This is a genomic window from Aeromonas sp. Marseille-Q5825 (genome assembly GCF_946892685.1).
Taxonomy (GTDB): domain Bacteria; phylum Pseudomonadota; class Gammaproteobacteria; order Enterobacterales; family Aeromonadaceae; genus Aeromonas; species Aeromonas rivipollensis.
Window position 1 is genome coordinate 127,411 of sequence record NZ_CAMPOU010000004.1, and the last position, 21,081, is coordinate 148,491.

At 61.1% G+C, this 21,081-nt stretch carries 22 protein-coding genes; 12 read left to right on the forward strand and 10 right to left on the reverse strand.

All coding sequences use genetic code 11. From position 1 onward, the window contains the following. Nucleotides 1-10: 10 nt before the first annotated feature. The 5 genes from OC537_RS11140 to OC537_RS11160 form a co-directional block, all read right to left on the reverse strand. On the reverse strand, nt 11-985 hold the full coding sequence (locus OC537_RS11140) for a MalM family protein (protein ID WP_162627145.1): 975 nt from the start codon (nt 983-985) through the stop codon (nt 11-13). A 90-nt stretch (nt 986-1,075) separates the two neighbouring features. Further along, nucleotides 1,076-2,413 (reverse strand): maltoporin, encoded by a 1,338-nt coding sequence (locus tag OC537_RS11145; protein WP_025327924.1) that lies wholly within the window; start codon nt 2,411-2,413, stop codon nt 1,076-1,078. Nucleotides 2,414-2,932: 519 nt separating this feature from the next. Further along, the gene (locus OC537_RS11150) at nt 2,933-3,373 is read right to left on the reverse strand and encodes a flavodoxin (protein WP_262111262.1); all 441 of its coding nucleotides are present in this window, start codon (nt 3,371-3,373) and stop codon (nt 2,933-2,935) included. A 167-nt stretch (nt 3,374-3,540) separates the two neighbouring features. Further along, nucleotides 3,541-4,287, reverse strand: a complete 747-nt coding sequence (gene truC, locus OC537_RS11155; protein WP_262111264.1) for a tRNA pseudouridine(65) synthase TruC — start codon at nt 4,285-4,287, stop codon at nt 3,541-3,543. Nucleotides 4,288-4,345: 58 nt separating this feature from the next. Beyond that, the gene (locus OC537_RS11160; RefSeq protein WP_025327927.1) at nt 4,346-4,681 is read right to left on the reverse strand and encodes a YqcC family protein; all 336 of its coding nucleotides are present in this window, start codon (nt 4,679-4,681) and stop codon (nt 4,346-4,348) included. A gap of 212 nt (nt 4,682-4,893) precedes the next feature. On the opposite strand from OC537_RS11160, the gene OC537_RS11165 reads away from it, so the two are divergent. The 5 genes from OC537_RS11165 (at nt 4,894) to OC537_RS11185 (ending at nt 7,878) form a co-directional block, all read left to right on the forward strand. Beyond that, nucleotides 4,894-5,922 (forward strand): DUF3549 family protein, encoded by a 1,029-nt coding sequence (locus OC537_RS11165; protein ID WP_163147691.1) that lies wholly within the window; start codon nt 4,894-4,896, stop codon nt 5,920-5,922. Between the two features lie 71 nt (nt 5,923-5,993). Next, nucleotides 5,994-6,290 carry a DUF3301 domain-containing protein gene (locus tag OC537_RS11170; RefSeq protein WP_025327929.1) on the forward strand — a complete coding sequence of 99 codons (297 nt, stop codon included), beginning with the start codon at nt 5,994-5,996 and terminating at the stop codon, nt 6,288-6,290. 66 nt (nt 6,291-6,356) lie between these two features. Then, nucleotides 6,357-6,593, forward strand: a complete 237-nt coding sequence (locus OC537_RS11175) for a DUF2789 domain-containing protein (RefSeq protein WP_025327930.1) — start codon at nt 6,357-6,359, stop codon at nt 6,591-6,593. A gap of 193 nt (nt 6,594-6,786) precedes the next feature. After that, nucleotides 6,787-7,083, forward strand: coding sequence for a hypothetical protein (locus OC537_RS11180; RefSeq protein ID WP_262111270.1), 297 nt, complete (start codon nt 6,787-6,789; stop codon nt 7,081-7,083). Nucleotides 7,084-7,092: 9 nt separating this feature from the next. Then, entirely contained in the window at nt 7,093-7,878 is a 786-nt protein-coding gene (locus OC537_RS11185; protein ID WP_234677239.1) for a Zn-ribbon-containing protein, read from the forward strand. An 87-nt stretch (nt 7,879-7,965) separates the two neighbouring features. On the opposite strand, the gene syd is transcribed toward OC537_RS11185, so the two are convergent. Beyond that, nucleotides 7,966-8,514, reverse strand: coding sequence for a SecY-interacting protein (gene syd, locus OC537_RS11190; protein WP_262111274.1), 549 nt, complete (start codon nt 8,512-8,514; stop codon nt 7,966-7,968). A 105-nt stretch (nt 8,515-8,619) separates the two neighbouring features. Here syd and queF point away from each other — a divergent pair, with 105 nt between their 5' ends. The 7 genes from queF to OC537_RS11225 all read left to right on the forward strand — a co-directional run bounded on the left by queF (nt 8,620) and on the right by OC537_RS11225 (nt 17,703). Next, nucleotides 8,620-9,468, forward strand: coding sequence for an NADPH-dependent 7-cyano-7-deazaguanine reductase QueF (queF, locus tag OC537_RS11195; RefSeq protein WP_262111277.1), 849 nt, complete (start codon nt 8,620-8,622; stop codon nt 9,466-9,468). 114 nt (nt 9,469-9,582) lie between these two features. Beyond that, the gene (locus OC537_RS11200; RefSeq protein WP_262111279.1) at nt 9,583-11,853 is read left to right on the forward strand and encodes a hypothetical protein; all 2,271 of its coding nucleotides are present in this window, start codon (nt 9,583-9,585) and stop codon (nt 11,851-11,853) included. A gap of 85 nt (nt 11,854-11,938) precedes the next feature. Then, nucleotides 11,939-13,534 carry a sensor domain-containing diguanylate cyclase gene (locus OC537_RS11205; protein WP_262111281.1) on the forward strand — a complete coding sequence of 532 codons (1,596 nt, stop codon included), beginning with the start codon at nt 11,939-11,941 and terminating at the stop codon, nt 13,532-13,534. Nucleotides 13,535-13,692: 158 nt separating this feature from the next. Further along, nucleotides 13,693-15,048, forward strand: coding sequence for a nucleotide 5'-monophosphate nucleosidase PpnN (ppnN, locus tag OC537_RS11210; protein ID WP_106886059.1), 1,356 nt, complete (start codon nt 13,693-13,695; stop codon nt 15,046-15,048). A gap of 132 nt (nt 15,049-15,180) precedes the next feature. Continuing rightward, nucleotides 15,181-15,990: a flap endonuclease Xni gene (gene xni, locus OC537_RS11215; protein WP_262111284.1), complete on the forward strand. Its 810-nt coding sequence runs from the start codon at nt 15,181-15,183 to the stop codon at nt 15,988-15,990. Nucleotides 15,991-16,132: 142 nt separating this feature from the next. Further along, a complete protein-coding gene (locus OC537_RS11220) occupies nt 16,133-17,140 on the forward strand; it encodes an isocitrate dehydrogenase (protein WP_025327939.1) in 1,008 nt (335 codons plus the stop codon). 119 nt (nt 17,141-17,259) lie between these two features. Next, the gene (locus OC537_RS11225; RefSeq protein WP_005330733.1) at nt 17,260-17,703 is read left to right on the forward strand and encodes a hypothetical protein; all 444 of its coding nucleotides are present in this window, start codon (nt 17,260-17,262) and stop codon (nt 17,701-17,703) included. Nucleotides 17,704-17,785: 82 nt separating this feature from the next. Here the strand turns inward: OC537_RS11225 and rlmM are convergent, their stop codons facing one another. The 4 genes from rlmM to OC537_RS11245 are packed head-to-tail and all read right to left on the reverse strand — an operon-like array spanning nt 17,786 to nt 20,857. Then, nucleotides 17,786-18,880, reverse strand: coding sequence for a 23S rRNA (cytidine(2498)-2'-O)-methyltransferase RlmM (gene rlmM / locus OC537_RS11230; protein ID WP_041206267.1), 1,095 nt, complete (start codon nt 18,878-18,880; stop codon nt 17,786-17,788). Then, on the reverse strand, nt 18,873-19,259 hold the full coding sequence (locus tag OC537_RS11235; protein WP_043130931.1) for a DUF423 domain-containing protein: 387 nt from the start codon (nt 19,257-19,259) through the stop codon (nt 18,873-18,875). The genes rlmM and OC537_RS11235 overlap by 8 nt, the downstream gene beginning before the upstream one ends. A gap of 34 nt (nt 19,260-19,293) precedes the next feature. Next, nucleotides 19,294-19,932 carry an alpha/beta family hydrolase gene (locus tag OC537_RS11240; protein ID WP_262111291.1) on the reverse strand — a complete coding sequence of 213 codons (639 nt, stop codon included), beginning with the start codon at nt 19,930-19,932 and terminating at the stop codon, nt 19,294-19,296. 4 nt (nt 19,933-19,936) lie between these two features. Then, a complete protein-coding gene (locus OC537_RS11245; protein WP_262111294.1) occupies nt 19,937-20,857 on the reverse strand; it encodes a transcriptional regulator GcvA in 921 nt (306 codons plus the stop codon). Between the last annotated feature and the right edge of the window lie 224 nt (nt 20,858-21,081).

The following is a 21,081-nucleotide window of genomic DNA, read 5'->3' on the forward strand; positions in this document are numbered from 1 at the left end:
ATTCAGTCATTCAGTTTTTTTGTGAACGCTTCACCGCGTCAATAAAGACAGATTTCGCCTTGGTTGAACCGGCACGCTCGGCTTCACTCACGAGCTGCATCGCCTTGTCGATGTCCCCGGCCTTGACCGCTTTCTCGATCTGGCTGTTGTAGAAGGTCTCGGTCTCGCTCAGCATGGCGGGGGCCGGTGTGCTGGGGGTCGCGGCAACAGCGGCAGTGGTCGCCGCCGTCGCAGCCACGGCCGTCGTGGCCGGCTTGGCCTGACTCATCGCGACCTTGTCCGAATACTCGGGCTTGAACACGGCTTCCAGGCCCTGCCCCTTGGCCATATCGACAACCTCGAGTTGCAGCAGGCCCCAGGGGGAATGTGGGATGACGGGATCCTTGATATCCGGCTCGACAGTGCCATTGGCACGGGCAAACGCCTTGGCGGGATGCAATATGGTGGTGCTGCCGGACAGCTCGTCGGCCGGGGCATAGATCACCATGTAGGTTTCGGTCGCGGGATTGCCCGGCATGCTGCGGTCCACGAACACCTTGCCTTCGATCCTGTCATTGTCGAGCAGGTGGGCTGGCTGATACGTGAAGACAGATTCACCCAGCACGCGGGTTACCTTGAACTGGGCATCCAGCATGATCACCTTGGGCACGAGTACCGTCTTGCTCACCTGGGAGGCCAGGGTGATGGCCAGATTGCCGGTATTGGCCGGCAGACGATAGGCGGCAAAATAGCTCATCCCCTCGTCAAACTGATAGCTGGGTTGCTTGCCATCCAGGGTCAGCAGCGTGTCCCCCTCCGGCAGGGAGACATAATTGAATTCGTTGAATGCCTTGCAGCAGCTCGTCGTCTGAGCGAGCGCCTGCTTGGCTTGGTCGGCATTGCTCAGGATGGAGGCGTGCTCTTGCACGGGCACTACCATGCTACCGGAACAACCGGCCAACAGCGCGGTAACCACGGCCGCGATAGACATCTTTACCAGTTTCATTCTTCTTATCTCCATAACCCGGTTGCCAAATCCTGCTAAACAAAACTGCCCCCATCAGGGGGCAGTGACTAACTTAACTGAAGATATTGCTTACCACCAGGCTTCTGCCTGGACGCCAACTTGCCAGGTGTCATCGGAGGTGCCACTTTCGAAGCTGTTCTTGCTACCGGAGCCATCGGCTTCGGTATCAGCCAGATAGGAAGCGAACACACGGATTTCCGGACGGGCCCAGAAGCTGGAGCCGGCAGACCAGGCCTGCGCCAGGGTCAGCTTGTAACCGCCATCCTTGTCGCTGCCACCACTGGTGTAGCTGGTCTTGTCCTTGAAGATACCGCCTTCAAAGATGGTCTTGTTGAAGTCATCCCACTTGTACATAGGACGGACAACGGCGGAGAAGGTTTGAGTCTCGTCGTGACCACTCCACATCTCGTTGCCTACACCGTAGACCAGCTGGTGACCCATTTCCCAGGAGTTGCCCATCGGGATGACGCCCCAGTTGATGATACGGTAGCCATCGGCACCGCCCTTGGCTTCGGCACCGTACCAGGAGCCGTCACCGTAGTAGGCCATGGTCTTGGAGTAGCCTTCGGTACCGTACTGCAGCACAGTCTTGTTGAAGCCGCCAAAGATGCCCTGGGTCAGTTCGGCAGTCAGCATGACGCCGTCTTTCATGTTGTCGTTTTTCAGATCTTTCTGGGCTTCGGTCTCGTTGACGATGGCATAGTCAACGCCCAGTTCCAGAGAGCCGTCTTGCCACAGCGGGATACCGGCATAACGCAGGTCCAGAGTATTGACGTTCAGATCTTCGTTCTTCTGATAAGTCGGATCACCGTTGGCATCTACACCGGTCTGGGTGTACTGACCGAACACATCGGCCGCGCTGCGGTCGTTGCGAACCCAGGCGAAGGAGACCTTGCCAGGACCAGCCTGGATGCCTTCGATACCGGCGCCGGCACCGGAGATGTTCCAGTAGTAGAAGTCAGAGATGTGGATGTCGTGACGTTGGTAGTAACGCTTACCGGCCCAGAGGGTGGCTTCCGGTGCAAAGCCCAGCAGGCCCTTGGCTTGTACGTTGAACTGACGCAGTGCGAAATCGGAGTCGCCGTTGCACTGTTTGGCATCGAAGTTACAGACGGTACCGGTGCCTTCCCAGTCATTGGAACCGTTGGATGCCATGGCAAACATGGAATCTACATAGAAAGTCTTGCCATCTTTGTTGAAGACTTCCTGACCCAGTTGCACTTCGCCGTAGGTATCATTTTCGTTACCCAGACGGCCAACCTTGTTGACGTTGTATTTAACCATGTCCCCGTCACCGGAAACACCAACACCTGAACGGAAGTAGCCGTGGAAATCAACGGCGAAGGCGGCTTGAGAAGCCAGGGCAGCGGTTACTGCTGCTGCAATCGGGAGCCACTTTGCTTTCATTTTCATTTTCCTTATTCCCGCTGGGAGTGTGATCCTGATATTCAAGTTCTTATCACTGAAAAACGTTTCAGCGATAACCGGGGTCGATTATATGTAGCCAATTTCGCGACAAACATGAGCTGATTCACAAAACGGTGACAAATCGCGCGCCCCCACCCCAGAGGACGTACATCAAGGCAAATAAAGCAAAAACAAGCAACAAAACACCAATAATCACCATAGAAAAGAAAAACAACACCAAAGAAAGCGCTTTCAACTATTAATTTGCGATGAAGATTAAGTGATTAATCAGTCGCGCCGTGACGAAAACATGATTGAAATCGCTTTCAGTGCGGAACTTTTAATTTTCTGATGTGTCGCCGTTCTGATGAATATGGGTCTGAGGAATCCGATCTGGCGGGGGAAAATAACCGGATAAAGTGCGGGATATATTTCAAGGAAGGTTAAGTGAGTCCCAAAATAACACTCCCCCGTCAGCACGCTCACGGGGGAGAAATTTAAAATACGAAGGCAATCCGGCTAGAGCCTATTTTCCCAGCTTTTCAACCAGACCAGCGCCGCGACCTCAGGCTCATCCTCCAGTGTCGCGTCTATCTCAAGGCGCGGTACCAGGGCGTCGGCGGCCAGCTCCTGCAGCAGCTCATCGAGCCTGCGTCCGGCCCCGCAGAAGTGTTCATAGCTGCTGTCCCCCATGGCGATGAGGGCATAACGCCATCCCTTCATATAAGGAGCGCGATCGGCCAGGGCCGTGGCGAAGGGTTGCAGATTGGGAGGAATATCCCCCTGCCCCGTGGTGGCGCTGACGATCAGCAAGAAGCGGGATGGGTCTATGTCGGTCAGCTCGGCTTCGTCGAAGAGCTGGCAGACATGCCCCTGGGCTTGCAGGTGATCCCGCAGTGTCTCGGCCACCAGCATAGCCGAGCCGTAGACGGTGCCGACCAGGATATCGATGTCGGCCATCAGCGACTCCTCGAACGAGGGAGAGGGCCCGACTCTGGCACAGAGCTCTGAGTCTGGGCGCGCGGGGTTGCTGGCGGGGTATCTCGTTGAGTCATAAGTGGTTCCTCTGACGGGCGTTGCCTACAGCATGCCACAGCCCGGTCAGAGGCCACAAATGATGACGGGTATCAGGCGCCGTAGTCGCTCTCGCTGGCGGGCCATCCCAGCCTGGCGAACAAGCCCAGCACTTCCGGGCCGAGTGGCGCCTGGATCCGCATCGGCACCTTGAGCACAGGATGCTCGAAGCTCAAGCGGTGGGCGACCAGCAGCAGCCGCTCGCAGCCATAGTGCTCGCGAAAGAAGCGATTATGCCGGCCATCACCATGGGTAGTGTCACCGACTATGGGGTGGAACAGGTGATCCAGATGACGACGCAGCTGATGCTTGCGGCCCGTCTTGGGGAAGAGCCGAACCAGGCTGTAGCGGCTGGTGGGGTGCTTCTTGGAGACGGCGTGGGGCAGCTCGACCTGATGCAGACGACGAAACGCCGTCACCGCCTCCTGGGCGGGGCGATCGGGGCTGCTCATGGCATCGGCTATCTTGTCCAGCTGCTCCTTGAGGGGATAGTCGATCAGCCCCTGCTCGGGGGCCCAGCCCCGCACCAGCGCCAGGTACTCCTTGTGTACCCGACGGGCGGCAAAGGCCTCGGTCAGGGTCCGGGCCACGGCGGGATCCAGCGCAAACAGCAACACCCCTGAGGTGGGCCTGTCGAGCCGGTGCACGGGGTAGACATGACGCCCCCCGATAAGATCCCGGGTCATCTGCATGGCGAAACGGGTCTCGGCCTTGTCGAGCCAGCTGCGATGCACCAGCAGGCCCGACGGCTTGTTGACCGCCACCAGCCACTCATCCTGATAGAGCAGGGTCAGTTTCATGCCGCCACCCGGGTATCGCCAATGAAATACGCCGCGGCCAGGGCAGGCAGGGGATTAATCATTGCTCCACCACTTTTCCGGTCAGCAGCAGATCGAAACGACCGATGAGGCGCAGCAACCCGGCCACCTCGGCCAGCTCGTCCTTGTAGGCTTCGCTCGCCATGGGATAGAGGGATACGCTGGTGGGCAGCGGCGCCTGCAGCAGCACCAGTTGCTCCATGCGCGGGATCAGCACGAACTGCAACCATTGATCGAAGCTCAGGGTATCGACGCAAAACGGCAGCTCGCTCGCCAGCGCCTCGGCCCCCGGATGCTCGGCTTGCCAGCGTTCGAGGCGTTGCAACTCGGCGGTGAGTTCACCCAGCAGACCGGCGACCAGCAAATATTGATTCATCTCGTCCTCTTCCTCGTCTCGACGATCATCCCGCTGCCAGAGGGCAGGGATCCCGTCTTCTTCAAACACGCGTGCCAAAAAGGGGCGTTACTATACACCGCCCCCGGGGTGGCTGCCATGCTGCCATCACTTTCATGGCCCGCACCTGCACCACTGGCTATCTGATGCGGCCTCCTTATAATCGCCCGCATCACATTCAGCCGGATGCCTTCATGTCTGCCATCAATACCCTGACCGAATTTCTGACCCAGGCCGAGACCCAGTTCCAGCTGTTCGACATGGGCCGCCAGGTGCGCCCGCTGGCGAGCGATCTCTTCGTTCGCATCGAACAGCAGCAGGAGCCCTACCCCTGGCCACTGCAACAGCATGCCTGGCTCGGCGTGCACTTCTTCCAGCCAGCCGAATCCAGGCACTACCTCTGGTTCCTCAAGTTTGCCCTCGACGAGCATGGCCTGCTCATCGCCAGCGGCCCCAAGCACTTCATGGATCAGGTGGTCGAGACCCTGGGCTACAAGCTCACCGGCGATCTGGATGAGGAGAAGGCGCAGCGACTGGCCGACAATCCCTACACCTTCCGGCCGGCCGAGGCCAAGATGGCCAGCCTGCATGCCAAGCTGGCCCGTCAGCTGGAGCAGGCGCCTTCCGCCTACTACGAGGCCCTCTGCCACTACCTGGCGGCACCGGGGGAAGAGGGGTGGCAGGCCCTGGGGCTGCAAGGCTTCGCCGATCTGGCGGAGCGGCTGCAAGATGAACGCAATCTGGCCCTGGTGTGCAAGGCGCTGCCAAGGCTGCCTCAGGAGCCGCTCTACGCCCTGTGCCAGAGCCTGGAAAACGCCCCCCTGCCCCCGGCGCTGCAAGGTGCCCTGCTCGAGCGCATCGGCAAGGAGCAGGAGTGCGCCGACCCCAGTGCCGAGACCCTGGCCTACCTGTGCCGGGCACTGGCCTCCTGCTCAGGCAATGCCTTGCGCAGCAACAAGCTGCTGACCCTGCTGCACACCCGGCCGAGCCCGGCCCTGCTGCTCGCCATCGCAGGCCGTCTCTGGCCCGATCTGAAAAACCCCGAACTGCTCGGACTGTTTCTGGAGCAGCTCGCCCTGCAGCCCACCCAGTTCTTCAATCAGGTCTTTGCCGAGCTGGTGACACTGCCCGCCCTGCGCAATGATATGCTGGCAAGACTGCGTGACCCCGAGCGCAGCGAGGCCCTCGGCCAGGCCATAGGCCGGCTGTTCGCCTCGGTATAACCACTCTAGGTGCGGCCGTGCTTTCCCGGGGAAGCACGGCCCAGGCCATACATCACAGAAGGAACCCGCTGATGGGAGAAATGCTTGGAATCTTGCTGCTGGGAGCCATCGGCTGGGCCTTCTGGCAACAGCGCCGCCAGGCGGAGCTGGCCTGGCAATATATGCGGCGCTACTGCCAGCATCACGATCTGCAACTGCTGTCGCTGGCTCGCACCCATCGCGCCCTGGGGCACAAGCCCCTGCGCCTGCTGACCTATTACCAGTTCGAGTTTTCAAGCGACGGGGAGAGTCATTACCAGGGTCAGCTCTGCATGCAGGGCTTGCATGTCGCCGGGGTCGAGCTGCCGCCCCATCGCCTCCCCTCCTAGCCCATAAGGGCAAGGCCGTGGCGGCTGGCTATAATTCTCGACAATCGCCCTTCAAGGAGACACGAGATGGAATTGCTGACCCATGACATGCCTGCCCTCTTCGCCCAGCTGGGCCTGGCCAATGACGAGATAAGCCTGCACCGCTTCATCCGCGAGCACCATCTGGACAATCAGACCCTGTTGCCAGAGGCCAGCTTCTGGAGCCCCTCCCAGGCAGTGTTCCTGCGCGACGCACTCTGGAACGACTCCGACTGGTCCGAAGCCATCGATCAACTGGACGTGATGCTGCGCCAGGCAAACTGAGCGGCCCGCGTCCCCCGCTTTCCCGAGGGCCGGGGTTTGAGCTTTGTGCCACTTATCAGATCTCAACCGCCCTGGCTTCCCCCACCTCAACAAACTGAGCCACCCCCCTTGGCGCCGCTTTCCTGATGGGCAGGCTTTGATTAAGCTCTGTGCCACCATCCGCAAGCAGCAAGACAGCAGCGCAGGAGCCAAGATGTCAGCCCAAGAGATCATCCAGATAGCCAACGAACTGAGTGCCAGGGGGATCACCCCCTCCACCGCCATGGTCAAGGCCCGCCTCAGTCACCCAGTGCCCATGGCGGAGTTGCTCAAGGTGTTGAGCCAATGGAAGCAACAGCCCCAATCGGCAGACCCTGTCCCGGCCAGCGCCCCCGCCGCTGCCGCCCCGGCCCAGGCCATCGATCTGCAACAGCTGAGCGAGCAGCTCAACCGTCTCGAGCAGAAGGTCGATCGCCTGACCGCCCTGCTGCTCAAACAGCAGCCGGATTGATGCCTCCCCATGTATATCCTCGAACTCAACTTTGAATGTTACCGTGACACCTCCCTCGGCGAGGCCGAGCCGGCCATAGTCAACTACCTCGACATGCTGCGCTACCAGGGGCAGATCCTGGGACGGGAGTTTCCCACCAGCATGCAGGATGGTGGCTTCGTCAGCCGGGTGGTCTGCCCGGAGCAGGACAGCCTGCACCCGGACAACCAGAGCGAACAGGTTGCGCTGGCCGAACAGGGCCTGCACCAGGCGGGGCTGCTGGCCCCCAAGCCCCATCTGCTCGGCATGGATCTGCTCTCCGACAGCACGGATCCTTGCGGCCAGGAGGGCGAGCGGCCGAGCTGGATGCTGCTCTACACCAGCTTTGTGCACACTTGCTCCCCCCTGCGCTGCGGCGATCATTTCGCCCCCATTCCGCTCTACCGCCTGCCCGCCATCGCCAACGGCGACCACAAACAGATCATCAAGTGGCAGGAGGATTGGGAAGCCTGCGATCAGTTGCAGATGAACGGCTCCATCGCCGAGCACGCTGTGCTGCACGAAATCAGCGAGGTGGGCAGCCGCCTGCAGCGCCGGGGCAGCGATCTGGCCAGACGGCTGGAGGGGCTCTGCGGGATCCCGACTTACTACTACCTCTATAGGGTCGGCGGCCTGAGCAAGGCGGCGGAGTTGGCACGCCCCTGCCCAGGCTGTGGCGGCGACTGGGCACTGGCAGCGCCATTGCACGAGATCTTCGACTTCAAGTGCGATCCCTGCCGGCTGGTCTCCAACCTCTCCTGGGACTTCAAGGACTAGTTCCTGCGCCGCCCCCCCATGAAAGAAGGGCCTTGCCATCTGGCAAGGCCCTTCTCGTTCATACAGGAAGAGGGAAAACGGGTCCGCTTATTGCGGCAAGGTTTCCAGCCGCGCGAGAAAATCGGGCAGCGAGGGGGCCAGCACCAGACGGCGACCGGAGTCCAGCCACTCCAGCCACACCTGGCCGCTCTCGTTATCGAGCGACACCAGCGTCATCTCGTTGCGGGTGGTGGCGATGAAGAGCGAAGGGGTGCGCTTCAACTTGCGCAACATCAGCAGGTGGCCGATGAGGTTCTCCCTGAGCAAGTCCAGATCCGCCTCGTTCCACGGCAGTATGAGTTCGATGCGCAGCCCCTTGTAGGAGCAGGGGAGCGGGCGGCTGAACCAGTGGCCAAACAGGGCAAGGGCGCTCGGGTGCAGGGTCAGCTCCAGGGCATCGGCCATGGCCGCAAAGTCGGCGGGCACAGGGCGCCGGTGCGGGCGCCAGGCTACCCGCCCCTCTCTGGGCTCATCCAGCTCGCAAGGGGAGCGCCAGTCGGCCTCCCACTCACACAGAGGCAGCCCTCGCCTCGCCTCGCCATCGCGCTGCCAGCGTAAAAAGAACTGCTCCAGGGCAGACAGGACTTGATCCGACATCGATATTCCCCACAATAGCGGCCTCTGATCGCCGCAAGAACCTGACCGAAAAATCCGGGCATTGCACCATCAAACCCTTTATCAGACAAGCGTGAGCAAACAAGCATGAGCAAACAAGAGAGATACGCAGGCGCCAGCGCGTTGCAGGGCCTGAGCCTGGGGCAGCAGTCTGCCTACATCAGCCAGTACACCCCGTCCCTGCTGCAACCCGTGCCACGCAGTCTGAACCGCGATGATCTCGGCCTTGGCGAAACGCTGCCCTTCCAGGGCTGCGACGTCTGGACCCTGTACGAACTCTCCTGGCTCAACGCCAAGGGCAAGCCCGTGGTCGCGCTCGGCGAAGTGGCCGTACCCGCCACCAGCCCGAACCTCATCGAATCCAAGTCGTTCAAGCTCTACCTCAACTCCTTCAACCAGACCCGCTGCGACTCCCTGGCGGCGGTGCAGGCCTTGCTGGTACAAGATCTGAGCGCCTGTGCCGGGGCGGATGTGAGCGTCACCCTCTTCCCTCTCGATCAGGCTCCCCACCAGATAGCGCTGCTGCCGGGTGAATGCATCGACGAACAGGACATCGAGATCGACGGCTACGAGTTTGACCAGACCCTGCTGCAAGGGGCCGCAGAGGCGGACATAGTGGAAGAGACACTGCACAGCCATCTGCTCAAGTCCAACTGCCTGGTCACCAGCCAGCCGGACTGGGGATCCCTGGTGATCCACTACTGCGGCCCGCGCCTCAATCGGGAGAAGCTGCTGCGCTATCTCATCTCCTTCCGCCAGCACAACGAGTTCCATGAGCAGTGCATAGAGCGCATCTTCATCGATCTCAAGCACTTCTGCGCCCCGCAGCAGCTGACCGTCTATGCCCGCTACACCCGCCGCGGGGGTCTGGACATCAACCCCTTCCGCAGCGACTGGGAGCCGGTGCCCGCCAACCTGCGCCTCATCCGCCAGTAAGCCCGGCGCCACAACCCGGGGGATCAGGCCCATCACCCATGTCATCAATGAACTCTGGACGGGCGGGGGTGGGCTTGGATAACATGCCTGCACCTCGGTGCCGTTCTTAATCCAATGAATCAACTGTTTTTTCTGGCAATGATGATGTCCTCCCTGTCGGCTCCGGATCTGGATCTGGCCAAGGAGCAGTTGTCTATCGATCTGCAGCAGGCACAGACCCTGGTGCTGACCGATCCCGCCAGATGTGTCCAGATTGCCACCTCCTTCCTCGAACGCACGGCCAATAACCCCAAGCAAATCATCAGCAACCGTCAGGAATACGGCTATCGGGAGCCGATCCTGAGCTATGGCACTGCGACCCAGACCACGGGTGCCTATCTGCTTCAGGGCGAGTGCCTGCAACAGCTGGGACAGAGCCAGCCGGCCCAGGACTCCTTCGACAAGGGCATCGCCATGGCCGAGAAGGAGCAGCAGTTCGAGCTGCAGGCCCATGGTCTCTACCTCAAGATCCGCAGCCGGGAGATGCAGGAGCATGCCCCTGGTGCCAGCACTATGGCGCTCGAACAGCTGGACAAGCTGCTGACCAACCCCGGTCTCAAAGAGAGTCAGCTGCAGGTCTACAGTCGCCTGTTGCACGTCAATGCCAGCATGGAGGGGCGCCAGTTCGATCTGGCCAAGCGCCAGCTGACCGAAGCGCGCCAATGGGCGGAACAGGCCAAGAACCCCCTGGCCAGGGCCTGGGTCAGCGCCGTGGGAGGGGATCTCTATCAGGCGCTCGGACAGCCCCAGCTCGCCCTCGGGGAGTATATCGACGCCCAGCAGCAGGCCAAGAATCTGCAGGATCCCCTCTTCCTCGGCCTGCTGTCGAACCAGATGATCAGCCTCTATGAGGCGGAGCAGGAGCCGCAAAAAGCGCTGCAGTATGCCAACGAGGCGGCCAACTACTTCCATGCCCTCGGCAACCCCTCCCTGCTGAGCGACGCCCTGATAGTGCTCGCCCGGCTCAACCGGGATCAGGGGGAGATGAACATGGCGCTGGTCTACTTCTTCAACGCCCTGGATCTGCTGGACGAAAGCAACAACCGCACCCGCATCGCCCACCTCAAGTTCGAGATAGGCAAGACCTATCTGCAGACCGGCAACCTGACCCTGGCCCGCAACTACCTCAATGCGGCGCGCCAGTCCCACGAGCTGGGGGACGACAAGGAGTCGCTGATCGATACCCTGTTGCTGCTGGGAGAGCTGCACCTCAAGCAGCAGGAGGCGGGCATCGCCATCCTGCAGCTGGAGAATGCCCTGACCCTGGCCAACCGGATTGGCGACATCCGCCGCCAGTTTGAAATCTTCCGGTTGCTCGCCATCGCCTACGAGCAGAAGGGCTACCTCCAGCAGGCCCTCGAAAGCTACAAGAATTATCACCAGCGCAGCGAGCTGGTCCGCCAGCAGCAGCTCGATCTGGAGCAGGAGGCGGTCCGCGACAACTACGCCCAGGTGGAGCGGGTCCAGCAGGTCAAGGAGCTGGAGCAGCGCCTCGACCAGAGCCAGCATCAGCAGGAGCGCTATCTCTGGACCAGCGTCAGCACTGGCCTGCTGCTGGTCCTGTTCATCTACCTCTTCTTCACCCTCTGGCTCAAGCTGCGGGTCGCCCGCCTCAATGCCAGACAGCTGGGCGAAGCCCTGCTCATCGAGCCGCGCAGCGGCCTGGCCAACTGGCAGCGACTGATGAGCCGCTGGCCTCGCGAGATGGCCAAACGCCAGCAAAAATCCGATCGCTGGTACCTGAGCGAACGCCCCACCAGCGAGTTTGACGACAAGCTCCACTACCTGCTGTTCCGGGTGCCCTTCCTGGTCAACAGCCTGGAGCAGCATGGATATCAGGTCAGCCGCGAGATTGAGCAGGCCTTCGGCCGCTACGTCAATCAGCTGACCCCTCAGGATGGCCGCATCTACGACCTGCGCGAGGGACACCTGCTCTATGTGGTGCCTCAGCGCCACGTGGCCCAGCTGCACCAGCTGGCACAGGAGCTGCTGGAGACCCTGGCCGCCTTCCCCTGCGAATACCCGCTGGACAGGCACATCAGCCTCGGCATCGTCAGCCATCCCTTCCTGCCCAAGGCGGCCATGGCCCTCGATCATCACGGCCTCTTCGACCTCTGTTATCTGGCGCTCTCGGGGGCCATGCAACTCAGCGACAAATACCAGCAGAGCGTCTGGCTGGAGCTGGCGGCCATCGATTGCCAACAGGCCGCATTTTTTAATGGCGATGTGTGGCAATGCTGCTTGATGGCAATTGACAAGGGACTGGTAAAAGTAAATTCTTCTCATGAAAAGCAATGGGTTAATTGGCTTTTGCTTTCACGGACGAAAGTGCCGGATAACCCATAACAAAAAGGTACTCAACGGGGTCTTTCATTGGCTTACTGTTGCTGGACGACACAAAAACGATAATGACAACAGGGCGACCTGCACAATGAATGATATCGCTGCCGTAACAGGACAACTGGCAAGACTCAGGGAATCCCTTCAGCAAAAACAGCAGGAGCTCGATGGCATGGCCACGTTCTCCGATGCCGAACGCACCCGCAGCATCCAGTTTATCGGCAAGCTGATGCAGGCCTGCCGTGGTCACGATCGTGAACTGGACAGCCGGCTCGCCAAGCTCAAGCAGAAGCTCGATGGCAATCCTCCCCTCTCCTCGCTCGATGCCGATCTCGCCGTCATCGAGAAGCTGTTGCAGCAACATGGCCACGCCATGGAGGAGTCCATCAGTCTGACCCGGGCCGCCATCGATCTCGGCAGCAAGCAGCTCAAGTCATTGAAGGGCTTTCCGGAAGATACCCGTCGCTCCCTCAAGGAGTTTCTCGCGAGCCCCGAGGGCTACGGCATAGGCGATCACCAGAAGAAGGTGATCCGCTTGCTGGAGTTCTACCAGCAGGCCATCAAGATCCAGCTGCTGCCACGCCAGCCGCTGCTCGCCCCCGAGATGGCCACCGAGCTCTCCAACCCGGCGCCCACCGACTCCTTCGATATCAAGGCCCACGCCCAGATCTCCGATGAGCTGCAGCGGCTAATCACCGAGCTCGACTTTGCCGGCGCCGTGGGGGAGAGCCTGGCGGACATCCGCCGCCAGCTGCTGGGGGGCATCACCCCGCCCCTGCTGGCGGAGATCTGCCTGCAAATCATCGAGCTCATCATTGAGGGGACCCGGGAGGAGCGTAAATCCTCCCAGGCCTTCCTCAGCTCCCTCAACGAGAGCCTCTCCGCGGTACATTTCAACTTTACCGAGTCCCTGGACGAGGGGCGGGCGCTGCAAAATGCCACCCACCTCAGCGGCCAGGCGCTGGAGCGGGAACTCGCCGCCATCGATCACACCATGGCGACCCACAATTCCCCGCTGTCCCTCAAGGGGGCCATCTCCAGCCATCTGGACACCATACGCCGCCTGCAGCAGGAGCGGGAGGCCATGGCCAGCCGCGAGCGTCACCTGCTCACCCACCTCTCCAACATGGAAGCCAAGCTGCGACTGATGAAGGAGGAGACGGCCGAGTACAAGAAGCGGCTCACCATCCAGAAGCACAAGCTGTTCCTCGACAGCCTGACCCAGGTGCACAACAGGGCGGCCCTCGACGAGCGGCTCGAGCTCGAGTACAAGCGCTGGCTGCGCTACGGCACCCCGCTGTGCCTGGCCATCATCGACATAGACCACTTCAAGAACATCAATGACAACTACGGCCATATGGCGGGTGACAAGGCGTTGAAAGTGGTCGCCAAGGCGCTGCAGAGCGCGCTGCGTGACACAGATTTCATCGCCCGCTTCGGTGGGGAGGAGTTCGTGGTGCTGCTGCCGAACATCAATCCGGACAAGTACCAGAAACCCCTGGAGAACCTGCGCCAGACGGTCAAGAGCATTCCGTTCCGGTTCAGAGACGCCAGGGTCGAGATCACCATCTCCATCGGCGCCACCCTGTTTCGCGAAGGGGACCACACCACGGACGCATTCGAGCGCGCCGACAAGGCGCTCTACAGCTCCAAGAATCTGGGCCGGGATCAGGTCAATCTGGCCTGAACCCGGGTTGAACTGCGGCTAAAAAACAGGCAAACGCACCGCCCCCCTATTCCCCTGCCCCACTCCTTGCCTCTACTATCGAAATCGAGGGATGCCATGGCATCCCGTTTTCTCCCCAGGGAAAGCACAACGATAACAAGCGAGTGAAAGGGGAAATTATGATTACACACATCAATCCCGTGGGCAGCATGGACCTGCTGTCCCAACTTGAGGTGGATCGCCTCAAGCAGACCGCCTCCAGCGATATCTATCAACTGTTTCGCAACTGCTCGCTGGCGGTGCTCAACTCCGGCAGCCACACCGACAGCTCCAAAGAGATACTGGAGCGCTTCAAGTCCTTCGATATTCATGTGATCCGGCGCGAGCGCGGGGTCAAACTCGAGCTGTTCAATGCCCCCGAGCACGCCTTCGTCGATGGCGAGATCATCCGCGGCATTCAGGAGCACCTGTTCTCCGTGCTGCGCGACATCCTCTATGTCTCGACCCAGCTGGAGTCCAATCGCCTGGTCAACCTCACCAGCTCCACCCATATATCCAACGTGGTGTTCGCCATACTGCGCAACGCCAAGGCGATCCTGCCCGGCGCCGATCCCAACCTGGTGGTCTGCTGGGGCGGTCACTCCATCAACGAGGTGGAGTACCAGTACACCCGTGCCGTGGGCAGCGAGCTGGGCCTGCGGGAGCTCAACATCTGTACCGGCTGCGGCCCGGGTGCCATGGAAGGCCCCATGAAGGGGGCCGCCGTCGGCCACGCCAAGCAGCGGGTGCGCAACGGCCGCTACATAGGCCTCACCGAGCCCTCCATCATCGCCGCCGAGCCCCCCAACCCCATAGTCAACGAGCTGGTGATACTGCCGGACATCGAGAAGCGGCTGGAGGCCTTCGTGCGCCTGGGCCACGGCATCATCATCTTCCCGGGCGGGGTCGGTACCGCCGAGGAGCTGCTCTATCTGCTCGGCATCATGATGCACCCGGCCAACGAGCGGCAGCCCATGCCCATCATACTGACCGGTCCGAAGGAGAGCGCCGACTACTTCCGCGCCATCGACGACTTCGTCAAGGCCACCCTGGGTGAGCCGGCCACCAGCCTCTACCGCATCATCGTCGGGGATGCCCCGGAAGTGGCGCGGGTGATGAAGGAGGCGATGCCGAAGATCCGCGAATACCGCAAATCGGTAGGAGATGCCTACTCCTTCAACTGGTCCTTGCGCATAGAGCCGGAGTTCCAGCTGCCGTTCGAGCCGGATCACGCCAGCATGGCGAGCCTGGATCTGCACCGCAACCAGCCGCCTCAGCTGCTGGCGGCGAACCTGAGGCGCGCCTTCTCCGGCATAGTGGCCGGCAACGTCAAGGAAGGGGGCATTCGCGCCATCGAGAAGAAGGGCCCCTTCAAGCTGCACGGCGACAAGGAGCTGATGCACCTGATGGACAGGCTGCTGGAGAGCTTCGTCAGGCAGCAGCGGATGAAGCTGCCTGGCAGCCAGTACATTCCCTGCTACGAAATAGTGAAATAAGGGCGCTGCGCCCGTTATGACAGGAGGGGCCCCAGGCCCCTCTTTCACTTCCCGGCCCTGTCGGCCGGGGTTAGCACGGCGCCCATCCCTTGTTACAATGGGCCGTCCCGACCGCCAAGAGTGCTCCCTGCCATGCCACACCCCAGGCCACACCTGCTCATCATCGATGCCCTCAACCTCATCCGCCGACTGCACGCGGTGCAGGCCCAGCAGGCGCTGACCCCGGCCCAGGCCCTGATCGCCACCCGCGCCAACCTCATCAACACCTGCAAGAAACTGCTGGCCGGCAGCGAGCCGACCCACGTCATCGCCGTGTTTGACGGCGAGGTGCACAGTTGGCGCAAGGAGATCTATCCGGCCTACAAGGAGGGGCGCACTCCCATGCCACAGGAGCTGAGGGAGGGACTGGCCGACCTGCAGGACGCCTTCTGGGAGTGCGGTGTGGATGCCCTGCTCTCCCAGACCGACGAGGCGGACGATCTTATCGCCACGTTAGCCAGTGGAATTGCCCAGCACGGCGCCAGGGCCACCATCATCTCCACCGACAAGGGCTTCTGCCAGCTCATCTGCCCGCAGATCCGGGTCCGCGACTACTTCAACAAGCGCTGGCTGGATGAGGCCTTCGTGCAGCAGCAATATGGCGTCGTCCCGGCGCAGCTGGTGGACTTCTGGGCCCTGACCGGCATCGGCGGCTCCAACATCAAGGGAGTGCCGGGCATAGGGCCAAAGACGGCGACCCAGCTGCTGCTGCAATATGGCGATCTGGCCGCCATGCTGGATGCCTGCCAGCAGGAAGACGCGGGCAAGCCTCTGCTCAAGCTGCGCCAGCACAAGGATGAGGCCCTGCTGGCCCAGCGGCTGGTGCGGTTGCAGCAAGACATCCCCTTGGGCTTCAACCTGAGAGAGATACGCTACCCGCCCGAGCCCGACTCGGGGGCGTGATCCCCGGCACACTATTCCCCGAAACAGGCCGTACCTGTTGACATAAATGGGAAAAATGTAAAGAAACATGGAGGAAGTGGTGCAAAAATGGTATAAAACCGCCGAATCCTCCCCCTCTGTTCCCTAGAAGTGGATACGTCTCATGTCAAAAAGAAAAATTACCGTCATTCCGGGCGACGGCATAGGCCCCAGCATCATCGAATCCGCCATTCAGATCCTGACCCACGCCGGCTGTGATTTTGACTATGATTATGCCGATGCCGGTCTGGTCGCGCTGGAGAAGCACGGCGAGCTGCTGCCCCAGTCCACCCTCGATTTGATTGAGAAGAACAAGGTCAGCCTGAAGGGCCCCCTCACCACCCCGGTCGGTGGCGGCTTCACCTCCATCAACGTCTCCCTGCGCAAGAAGTTCAACCTCTACGCCAACGTGCGCCCGGTGATCTCCTTCAAGGGCACCAGGAGCCGTTACGACAACATCGACATCATCACTGTGCGTGAAAACACCGAGGGCATGTACTCGGGCGCCGGCCAGAAGCGCAGCGATGACAACCAGAGCGCCGAGGCGATGAGCATCATCACCCGCGACGGGGCTGAACGCATCGTCACCTTCGCCTTCGAGCTGGCGCGCCAGGAAGGGCGCAAGAAGGTCACCATCATCCACAAGGCCAACATCCTCAAGTCCACCTCGGGCCTGTTCCTGGAAGTGGCGCGCGAGGTGGCCGCCCGCTATCCGGATATCCAGAACGAAGAGATGATAGTCGACGCCGCCTGCATGAATCTGGTGATGTACCCGGAGCGGTTCGATGTCATGGTTACCACCAACCTGTTCGGCGACATCCTCTCGGATCTCTGCGCCGGTCTGGTGGGGGGCTTAGGCATGGCCCCAGGTGCCAACATAGGTGAGGGCGCCGCCATCTTCGAAGCGGTGCACGGCTCGGCGCCGGACATCGCTGGCAAGAACATCGCCAACCCGACCTCGGTGATCCTCGCCTCCATCCAGATGCTGGAGTACCTGGGCATGCAGGACAAGGCCGAGCGCATCCGCGAGGCAGTACGGGCGACCATCGAGTCCGGCGATCGGGTGACCCGGGATCTGGGGGGCACTGCCTCCACCAGCGAATTCACCCAGGCCATCATAGACCGTCTATAAATCATATCTAACTGATTGATTTAAAAAGGGAGCTTCGGCTCCCTTCGTTTTATACCGGATCCCCCTATCTCCCTTGTCAGATGAATACTATGTTCATATGAGGGATAAGGAGATCCATCATGCGTGCTACTTTCATCGTGCTGATCTTCAGCAGCAGTACCATGGCATTAGACAGGCCCATCGACAACGCCTGGTTGACACCGCCCCCTCAGTACGAGCCGCCGGCCAAGCAGACCTGGCAGTCCAATATCGATACCAACGACCTGCTCAAGAGCCCCAAGCCGCTCTCCCTCGGCGTGGACATCATGACCGACAGCAATGGCACCCAGCGGGTCACCCCCTACCAGAAACTGAACCTGACGGCCGAGAAGAGCGTGAGCCTCTCCTTCGAGAAGCACAAACCCAGGATCAAGTTCAACGCCGGTGGCATCCATACCTCGGTCAAGCTCAGGGGGGACGGCGTCAAGATGCAGTTCAACCCCACCGACAAGACAATTCCGCTCCAGATCGAGCTCAAGATCACCGATGACGAGTCCATGATGCGCTTCGACTACCGCTTCTGATGGCGCCAGAAAGCAAAAAACCGGACGGGGCTAGCCGTCCGGTTTTTATTTGGCGTCACACCAGGTGACGCGGGTGCCCTGCTTAGGACTTGGGTTCGAGCTTGGAGACCCAGAACTTGTTGTAGACGTGCACGGTGATCTCTTCGCGATCGTGGTAGAGCTGCTTGGCCTGGATCACGAACGCATTGTCGATCTCCTTGAGCATCTCCCGCAGCACCTCTATGTTGTGCACCGCCTCGGCATAACGCTTCTTCATCGGCAGCTTGAGGTTGAACATGGCCTCCTGGCAGTCGTTCTCGCGGAACCAGTCGGCAATCATGTGGACCACCCGCGCCGGCTTGTCCACCATGTCGCACACCAGCCAGTAGGTGTTCTTCTTGCCTGGCCGCCAGACGAAGCCGTCGTCGCGAATGTGCTTGACCTGGCCGGTATCCATCAGGGACTGGGCCATGGAGCCGTTGTCCACCGCTGTCACCATCATGCCACGGCGCACCAGCTGATAGGTCCAGCCACCCGGGCAGGCGCCCAGATCCACGGCCTTCATGCCGGAGGTGAGGCGCAGTTCCCACTCTTCCCGCGGCACGAACACATAGAAGGCCTCTTCCAACTTGAGGCTGGAGCGACTCGGGGCGTCCGGCGGGCAGCGCAGGCGCGGAATGCCCATGTGGAATTCGGAGTTGTTGAAGGAGTAGGAGTACCCCAGCAGCAGGTGATCATTGGCCATGAAGAAGGCGTGGAACACCGGACGGTGCGGCGTCTCCTTCTTGGTCAGGATCTCGTTGCTGCGCAGCGCCTGACGCAGCGGCACCGTGAACTTACGGCAGAAGGCAGAGAGCTCCTTCGCCTCGTTGGTGTCGGCCGTCTCCACCCGCAGATCGCCACAGATGGCATAGTCACGGGTCGCCTCTATGATGGGGGAAACCCGATCGGAGAGGTCCAGATCCTTCAGCTCATGGGTCACCACCAGCATCTGGCGGATGAAGATGAGCTCACGGAACGGCAGCTTGCGGGCCAGCAGATCCGCCTGCTCCTCGTCATACAGTTCGAAAATCACGTAACCGCTGTCGTCCTTGACCCGGGCGAAGCCGTAGCACTGCATGTTGCTGGCTCGTTCGGTGATCTCTGCCGCCGCCTCTTTCTCAAAACCCGGGCGGCAATAAAGCAGCAGATTATTCATTTTTTCCTCCAAGACGACAGCCGGCCCATATCAGAGCCGCCCATCCCAACATAAAACAGAGGCCACCGGCCGGAGTGATGAGCCCCAGCCCCTTGCTGCCAAGCAGCACCATGGCGTAAATACTGCCGGAGAATCCCAGGATCCCCAGCACAAAGGCGGTGCCCGCGAAGGTAATCACCTTGCTGCGCACGCCGCACCACCCCAGCACCAGCAGGGCCAGGGCGTGAAAAAACTGATACTGCACCGCTGTGTTGAACGCCGCCAGCAGTGAAGGGGCTATGCCTGTCGCCGCCAACCCGTGAGCCCCATAGGCTCCCAGCATGGTGGCCGTCAGGCCGAAACAACCCGCCAGCACCAGCCAATGTCGATGGACTTGCATCCTCTCTCCTCGTTCTCTGCGCGCGGCCATCCCTTCAGGCACACCGGGACGGGGTCGCCGCGATAAACCCCTTGATCCGCTCCGCAGCCTGTCGCAGGTTCTCCTGCTCGCTCACGCCGCTGGCCTTCCTCGGCTTGAAGCCATGATCCCCATCGGTCAGCCAGTGGACCGATACGGCGGGGGAGAAGGGGAAATCGGCCAGCTCGGCGCGAGAGCCAAAGGTGTCGCGCTCCCCCTGCAGCAGCAGGGTCGGCGTCGTGATCTGCTTGAGCACGTCACCCCGCCAGCGGTCGGGGCTGGCCGGGGGGTGGAAAGGATACCCGAGAATGAGCAATCCTGCAGCATTCATCTCGTCGCCCCCGTCATGATATAGCTCGGCCGCCATCCGCCCCCCCATGGACTTGCCCGCCAGGAACAAGCGGGGATGGGCAAACGCGCGCACCATCTCGCGCCAGTGGGCGAGCAGCACGGGTTGCCTGTCCGGCGGCCTGCGCTTGCCATCCTGGGCCCGCTTGCTCATGTAGGGGAAGTTGAAGCGCACCACCTCGATATCCGGCCCCGCCAGCAGCCGCGACAGCTCGGCGAGAAACCCATGATCCATGCCGGCGCCCGCGCCGTGGGCCAGCAGAATGCGAACGGGGGCGTCGCTCGCCCCCTCTCTTGTCACATCCATCCCCTCAACCATCGGCGAGACGGGCCCGGCGACGGGCCTCCTCCTGCTCCACCAGCTCCAGCATCCAGTCGCGGAAGGCCACTATCTTGCCCTGATCGGACTGCTGCTCCTGGCACACCAGGTAGAAGGCGTTCTTGCTCACCAGCACCTGCTCGAACGGGCAGATGAGGCGACCCGCCTCGATCTCGGGCTGGGCCAGCACGCTGTGACCGAGCGCCACCCCCTGACCGTGGATAGCCGCCTGGATCACCATGGTGGAGTGGCTGAAGATGGGCCCCTGGTTGACGTTCGGTGCGTCGATGTCGAGCTGGCGGAACCAGGCCTTCCAGTCGCGCCGGGAGGTGTCGTGCAGCAGGGTGTGCCTGGTCAGATCCTCCGGGGTGCGCAGGGGCTTGGGGCCGGTCAGCAACAGGGGGGAGCAGACCGGGATCAGGTACTCGGTGTGCAGCTTGTCACAGCGCAGCCCTGGCCAGTTGCCACGGCCGTAGTAGATGGCCACGTCCACGTCGTCGGTCAGGGATCCCTCGTCCATGTCCACCGCCTTGATCCGCACATCGATGTCGGGGTGGCGCTCGCTGAACTTCACCAGCCTGGGCACCAGCCACTGGATGGCGAAACTCGGCTGCAGGGAGACGGTGAGCGCCCCCTTGGCGCTGCGGGCCAGCAGCTTGTCGGTGGCCTCTGAGATGGAGGCGAAGATGTCCTTGATGTCGAGGAAGTAGCTCTGCCCCTCCTCGGTCAGCAGCAGGGAGCGGTTCTTGCGACGGAACAGCTTGATGCCGAGGTACTCCTCCAGCGCCTTGATCTGGTGGCTGATGGCGGCCTGAGTCACAAACAACTCTTCTGCTGCGCGGGTAAAGCTTAAGTGGCGAGCCGCTGCTTCGAATGCTTTCAGGGCATTGAGCGGGGGTAAACGACGAGACATGACACCAGCCGACGATGAGTTTTTCTAATGGGGCGCATTATAAATTGTCGGTTGCGGGTCGACCAGTGAATAAACATAATTCGCCACGCAATCCGTTGCCATATGGCTCACACCTTCTCTTCCATGTTGGTTTACATGTGGTTTTTGTGAGTGGGCCGACAGCGATTGTGGTGTTGTGTTTCTTCCTCTGCGGGAAGAAGGGCTAAATCGATGCGATTTAACCC

Excerpts from the sequence above, each read along its gene's own strand:
- OC537_RS11200 (WP_262111279.1), top strand. The coding sequence starts at position 9,583 with ATGAATCAACTGTTTTTTCTGGCAATGATGATGTCCTCCCTGTCGGCT.
- rlmM (WP_041206267.1), bottom strand. The coding sequence starts at position 18,880 with ATGAATAATCTGCTGCTTTATTGCCGCCCGGGTTTTGAGAAAGAGGCG.
- OC537_RS11180 (WP_262111270.1), top strand. The coding sequence starts at position 6,787 with ATGTCAGCCCAAGAGATCATCCAGATAGCCAACGAACTGAGTGCCAGG.
- OC537_RS11240 (WP_262111291.1), bottom strand. The coding sequence starts at position 19,932 with ATGGATGTGACAAGAGAGGGGGCGAGCGACGCCCCCGTTCGCATTCTG.
- OC537_RS11245 (WP_262111294.1), bottom strand. The coding sequence starts at position 20,857 with ATGTCTCGTCGTTTACCCCCGCTCAATGCCCTGAAAGCATTCGAAGCA.
- OC537_RS11220 (WP_025327939.1), top strand. The coding sequence starts at position 16,133 with ATGTCAAAAAGAAAAATTACCGTCATTCCGGGCGACGGCATAGGCCCC.
- ppnN (WP_106886059.1), top strand. The coding sequence starts at position 13,693 with ATGATTACACACATCAATCCCGTGGGCAGCATGGACCTGCTGTCCCAA.
- OC537_RS11235 (WP_043130931.1), bottom strand. The coding sequence starts at position 19,259 with ATGCAAGTCCATCGACATTGGCTGGTGCTGGCGGGTTGTTTCGGCCTG.
- OC537_RS11160 (WP_025327927.1), bottom strand. The coding sequence starts at position 4,681 with ATGAATCAATATTTGCTGGTCGCCGGTCTGCTGGGTGAACTCACCGCC.
- OC537_RS11205 (WP_262111281.1), top strand. The coding sequence starts at position 11,939 with ATGAATGATATCGCTGCCGTAACAGGACAACTGGCAAGACTCAGGGAA.
- OC537_RS11175 (WP_025327930.1), top strand. The coding sequence starts at position 6,357 with ATGGAATTGCTGACCCATGACATGCCTGCCCTCTTCGCCCAGCTGGGC.
- OC537_RS11185 (WP_234677239.1), top strand. The coding sequence starts at position 7,093 with ATGTATATCCTCGAACTCAACTTTGAATGTTACCGTGACACCTCCCTC.
- OC537_RS11225 (WP_005330733.1), top strand. The coding sequence starts at position 17,260 with ATGCGTGCTACTTTCATCGTGCTGATCTTCAGCAGCAGTACCATGGCA.
- queF (WP_262111277.1), top strand. The coding sequence starts at position 8,620 with ATGAGCAAACAAGAGAGATACGCAGGCGCCAGCGCGTTGCAGGGCCTG.
- xni (WP_262111284.1), top strand. The coding sequence starts at position 15,181 with ATGCCACACCCCAGGCCACACCTGCTCATCATCGATGCCCTCAACCTC.
- OC537_RS11165 (WP_163147691.1), top strand. The coding sequence starts at position 4,894 with ATGTCTGCCATCAATACCCTGACCGAATTTCTGACCCAGGCCGAGACC.
- OC537_RS11150 (WP_262111262.1), bottom strand. The coding sequence starts at position 3,373 with ATGGCCGACATCGATATCCTGGTCGGCACCGTCTACGGCTCGGCTATG.
- OC537_RS11140 (WP_162627145.1), bottom strand. The coding sequence starts at position 985 with ATGAAACTGGTAAAGATGTCTATCGCGGCCGTGGTTACCGCGCTGTTG.
- syd (WP_262111274.1), bottom strand. The coding sequence starts at position 8,514 with ATGTCGGATCAAGTCCTGTCTGCCCTGGAGCAGTTCTTTTTACGCTGG.
- OC537_RS11170 (WP_025327929.1), top strand. The coding sequence starts at position 5,994 with ATGGGAGAAATGCTTGGAATCTTGCTGCTGGGAGCCATCGGCTGGGCC.
- OC537_RS11145 (WP_025327924.1), bottom strand. The coding sequence starts at position 2,413 with ATGAAAGCAAAGTGGCTCCCGATTGCAGCAGCAGTAACCGCTGCCCTG.
- truC (WP_262111264.1), bottom strand. The coding sequence starts at position 4,287 with ATGAAACTGACCCTGCTCTATCAGGATGAGTGGCTGGTGGCGGTCAAC.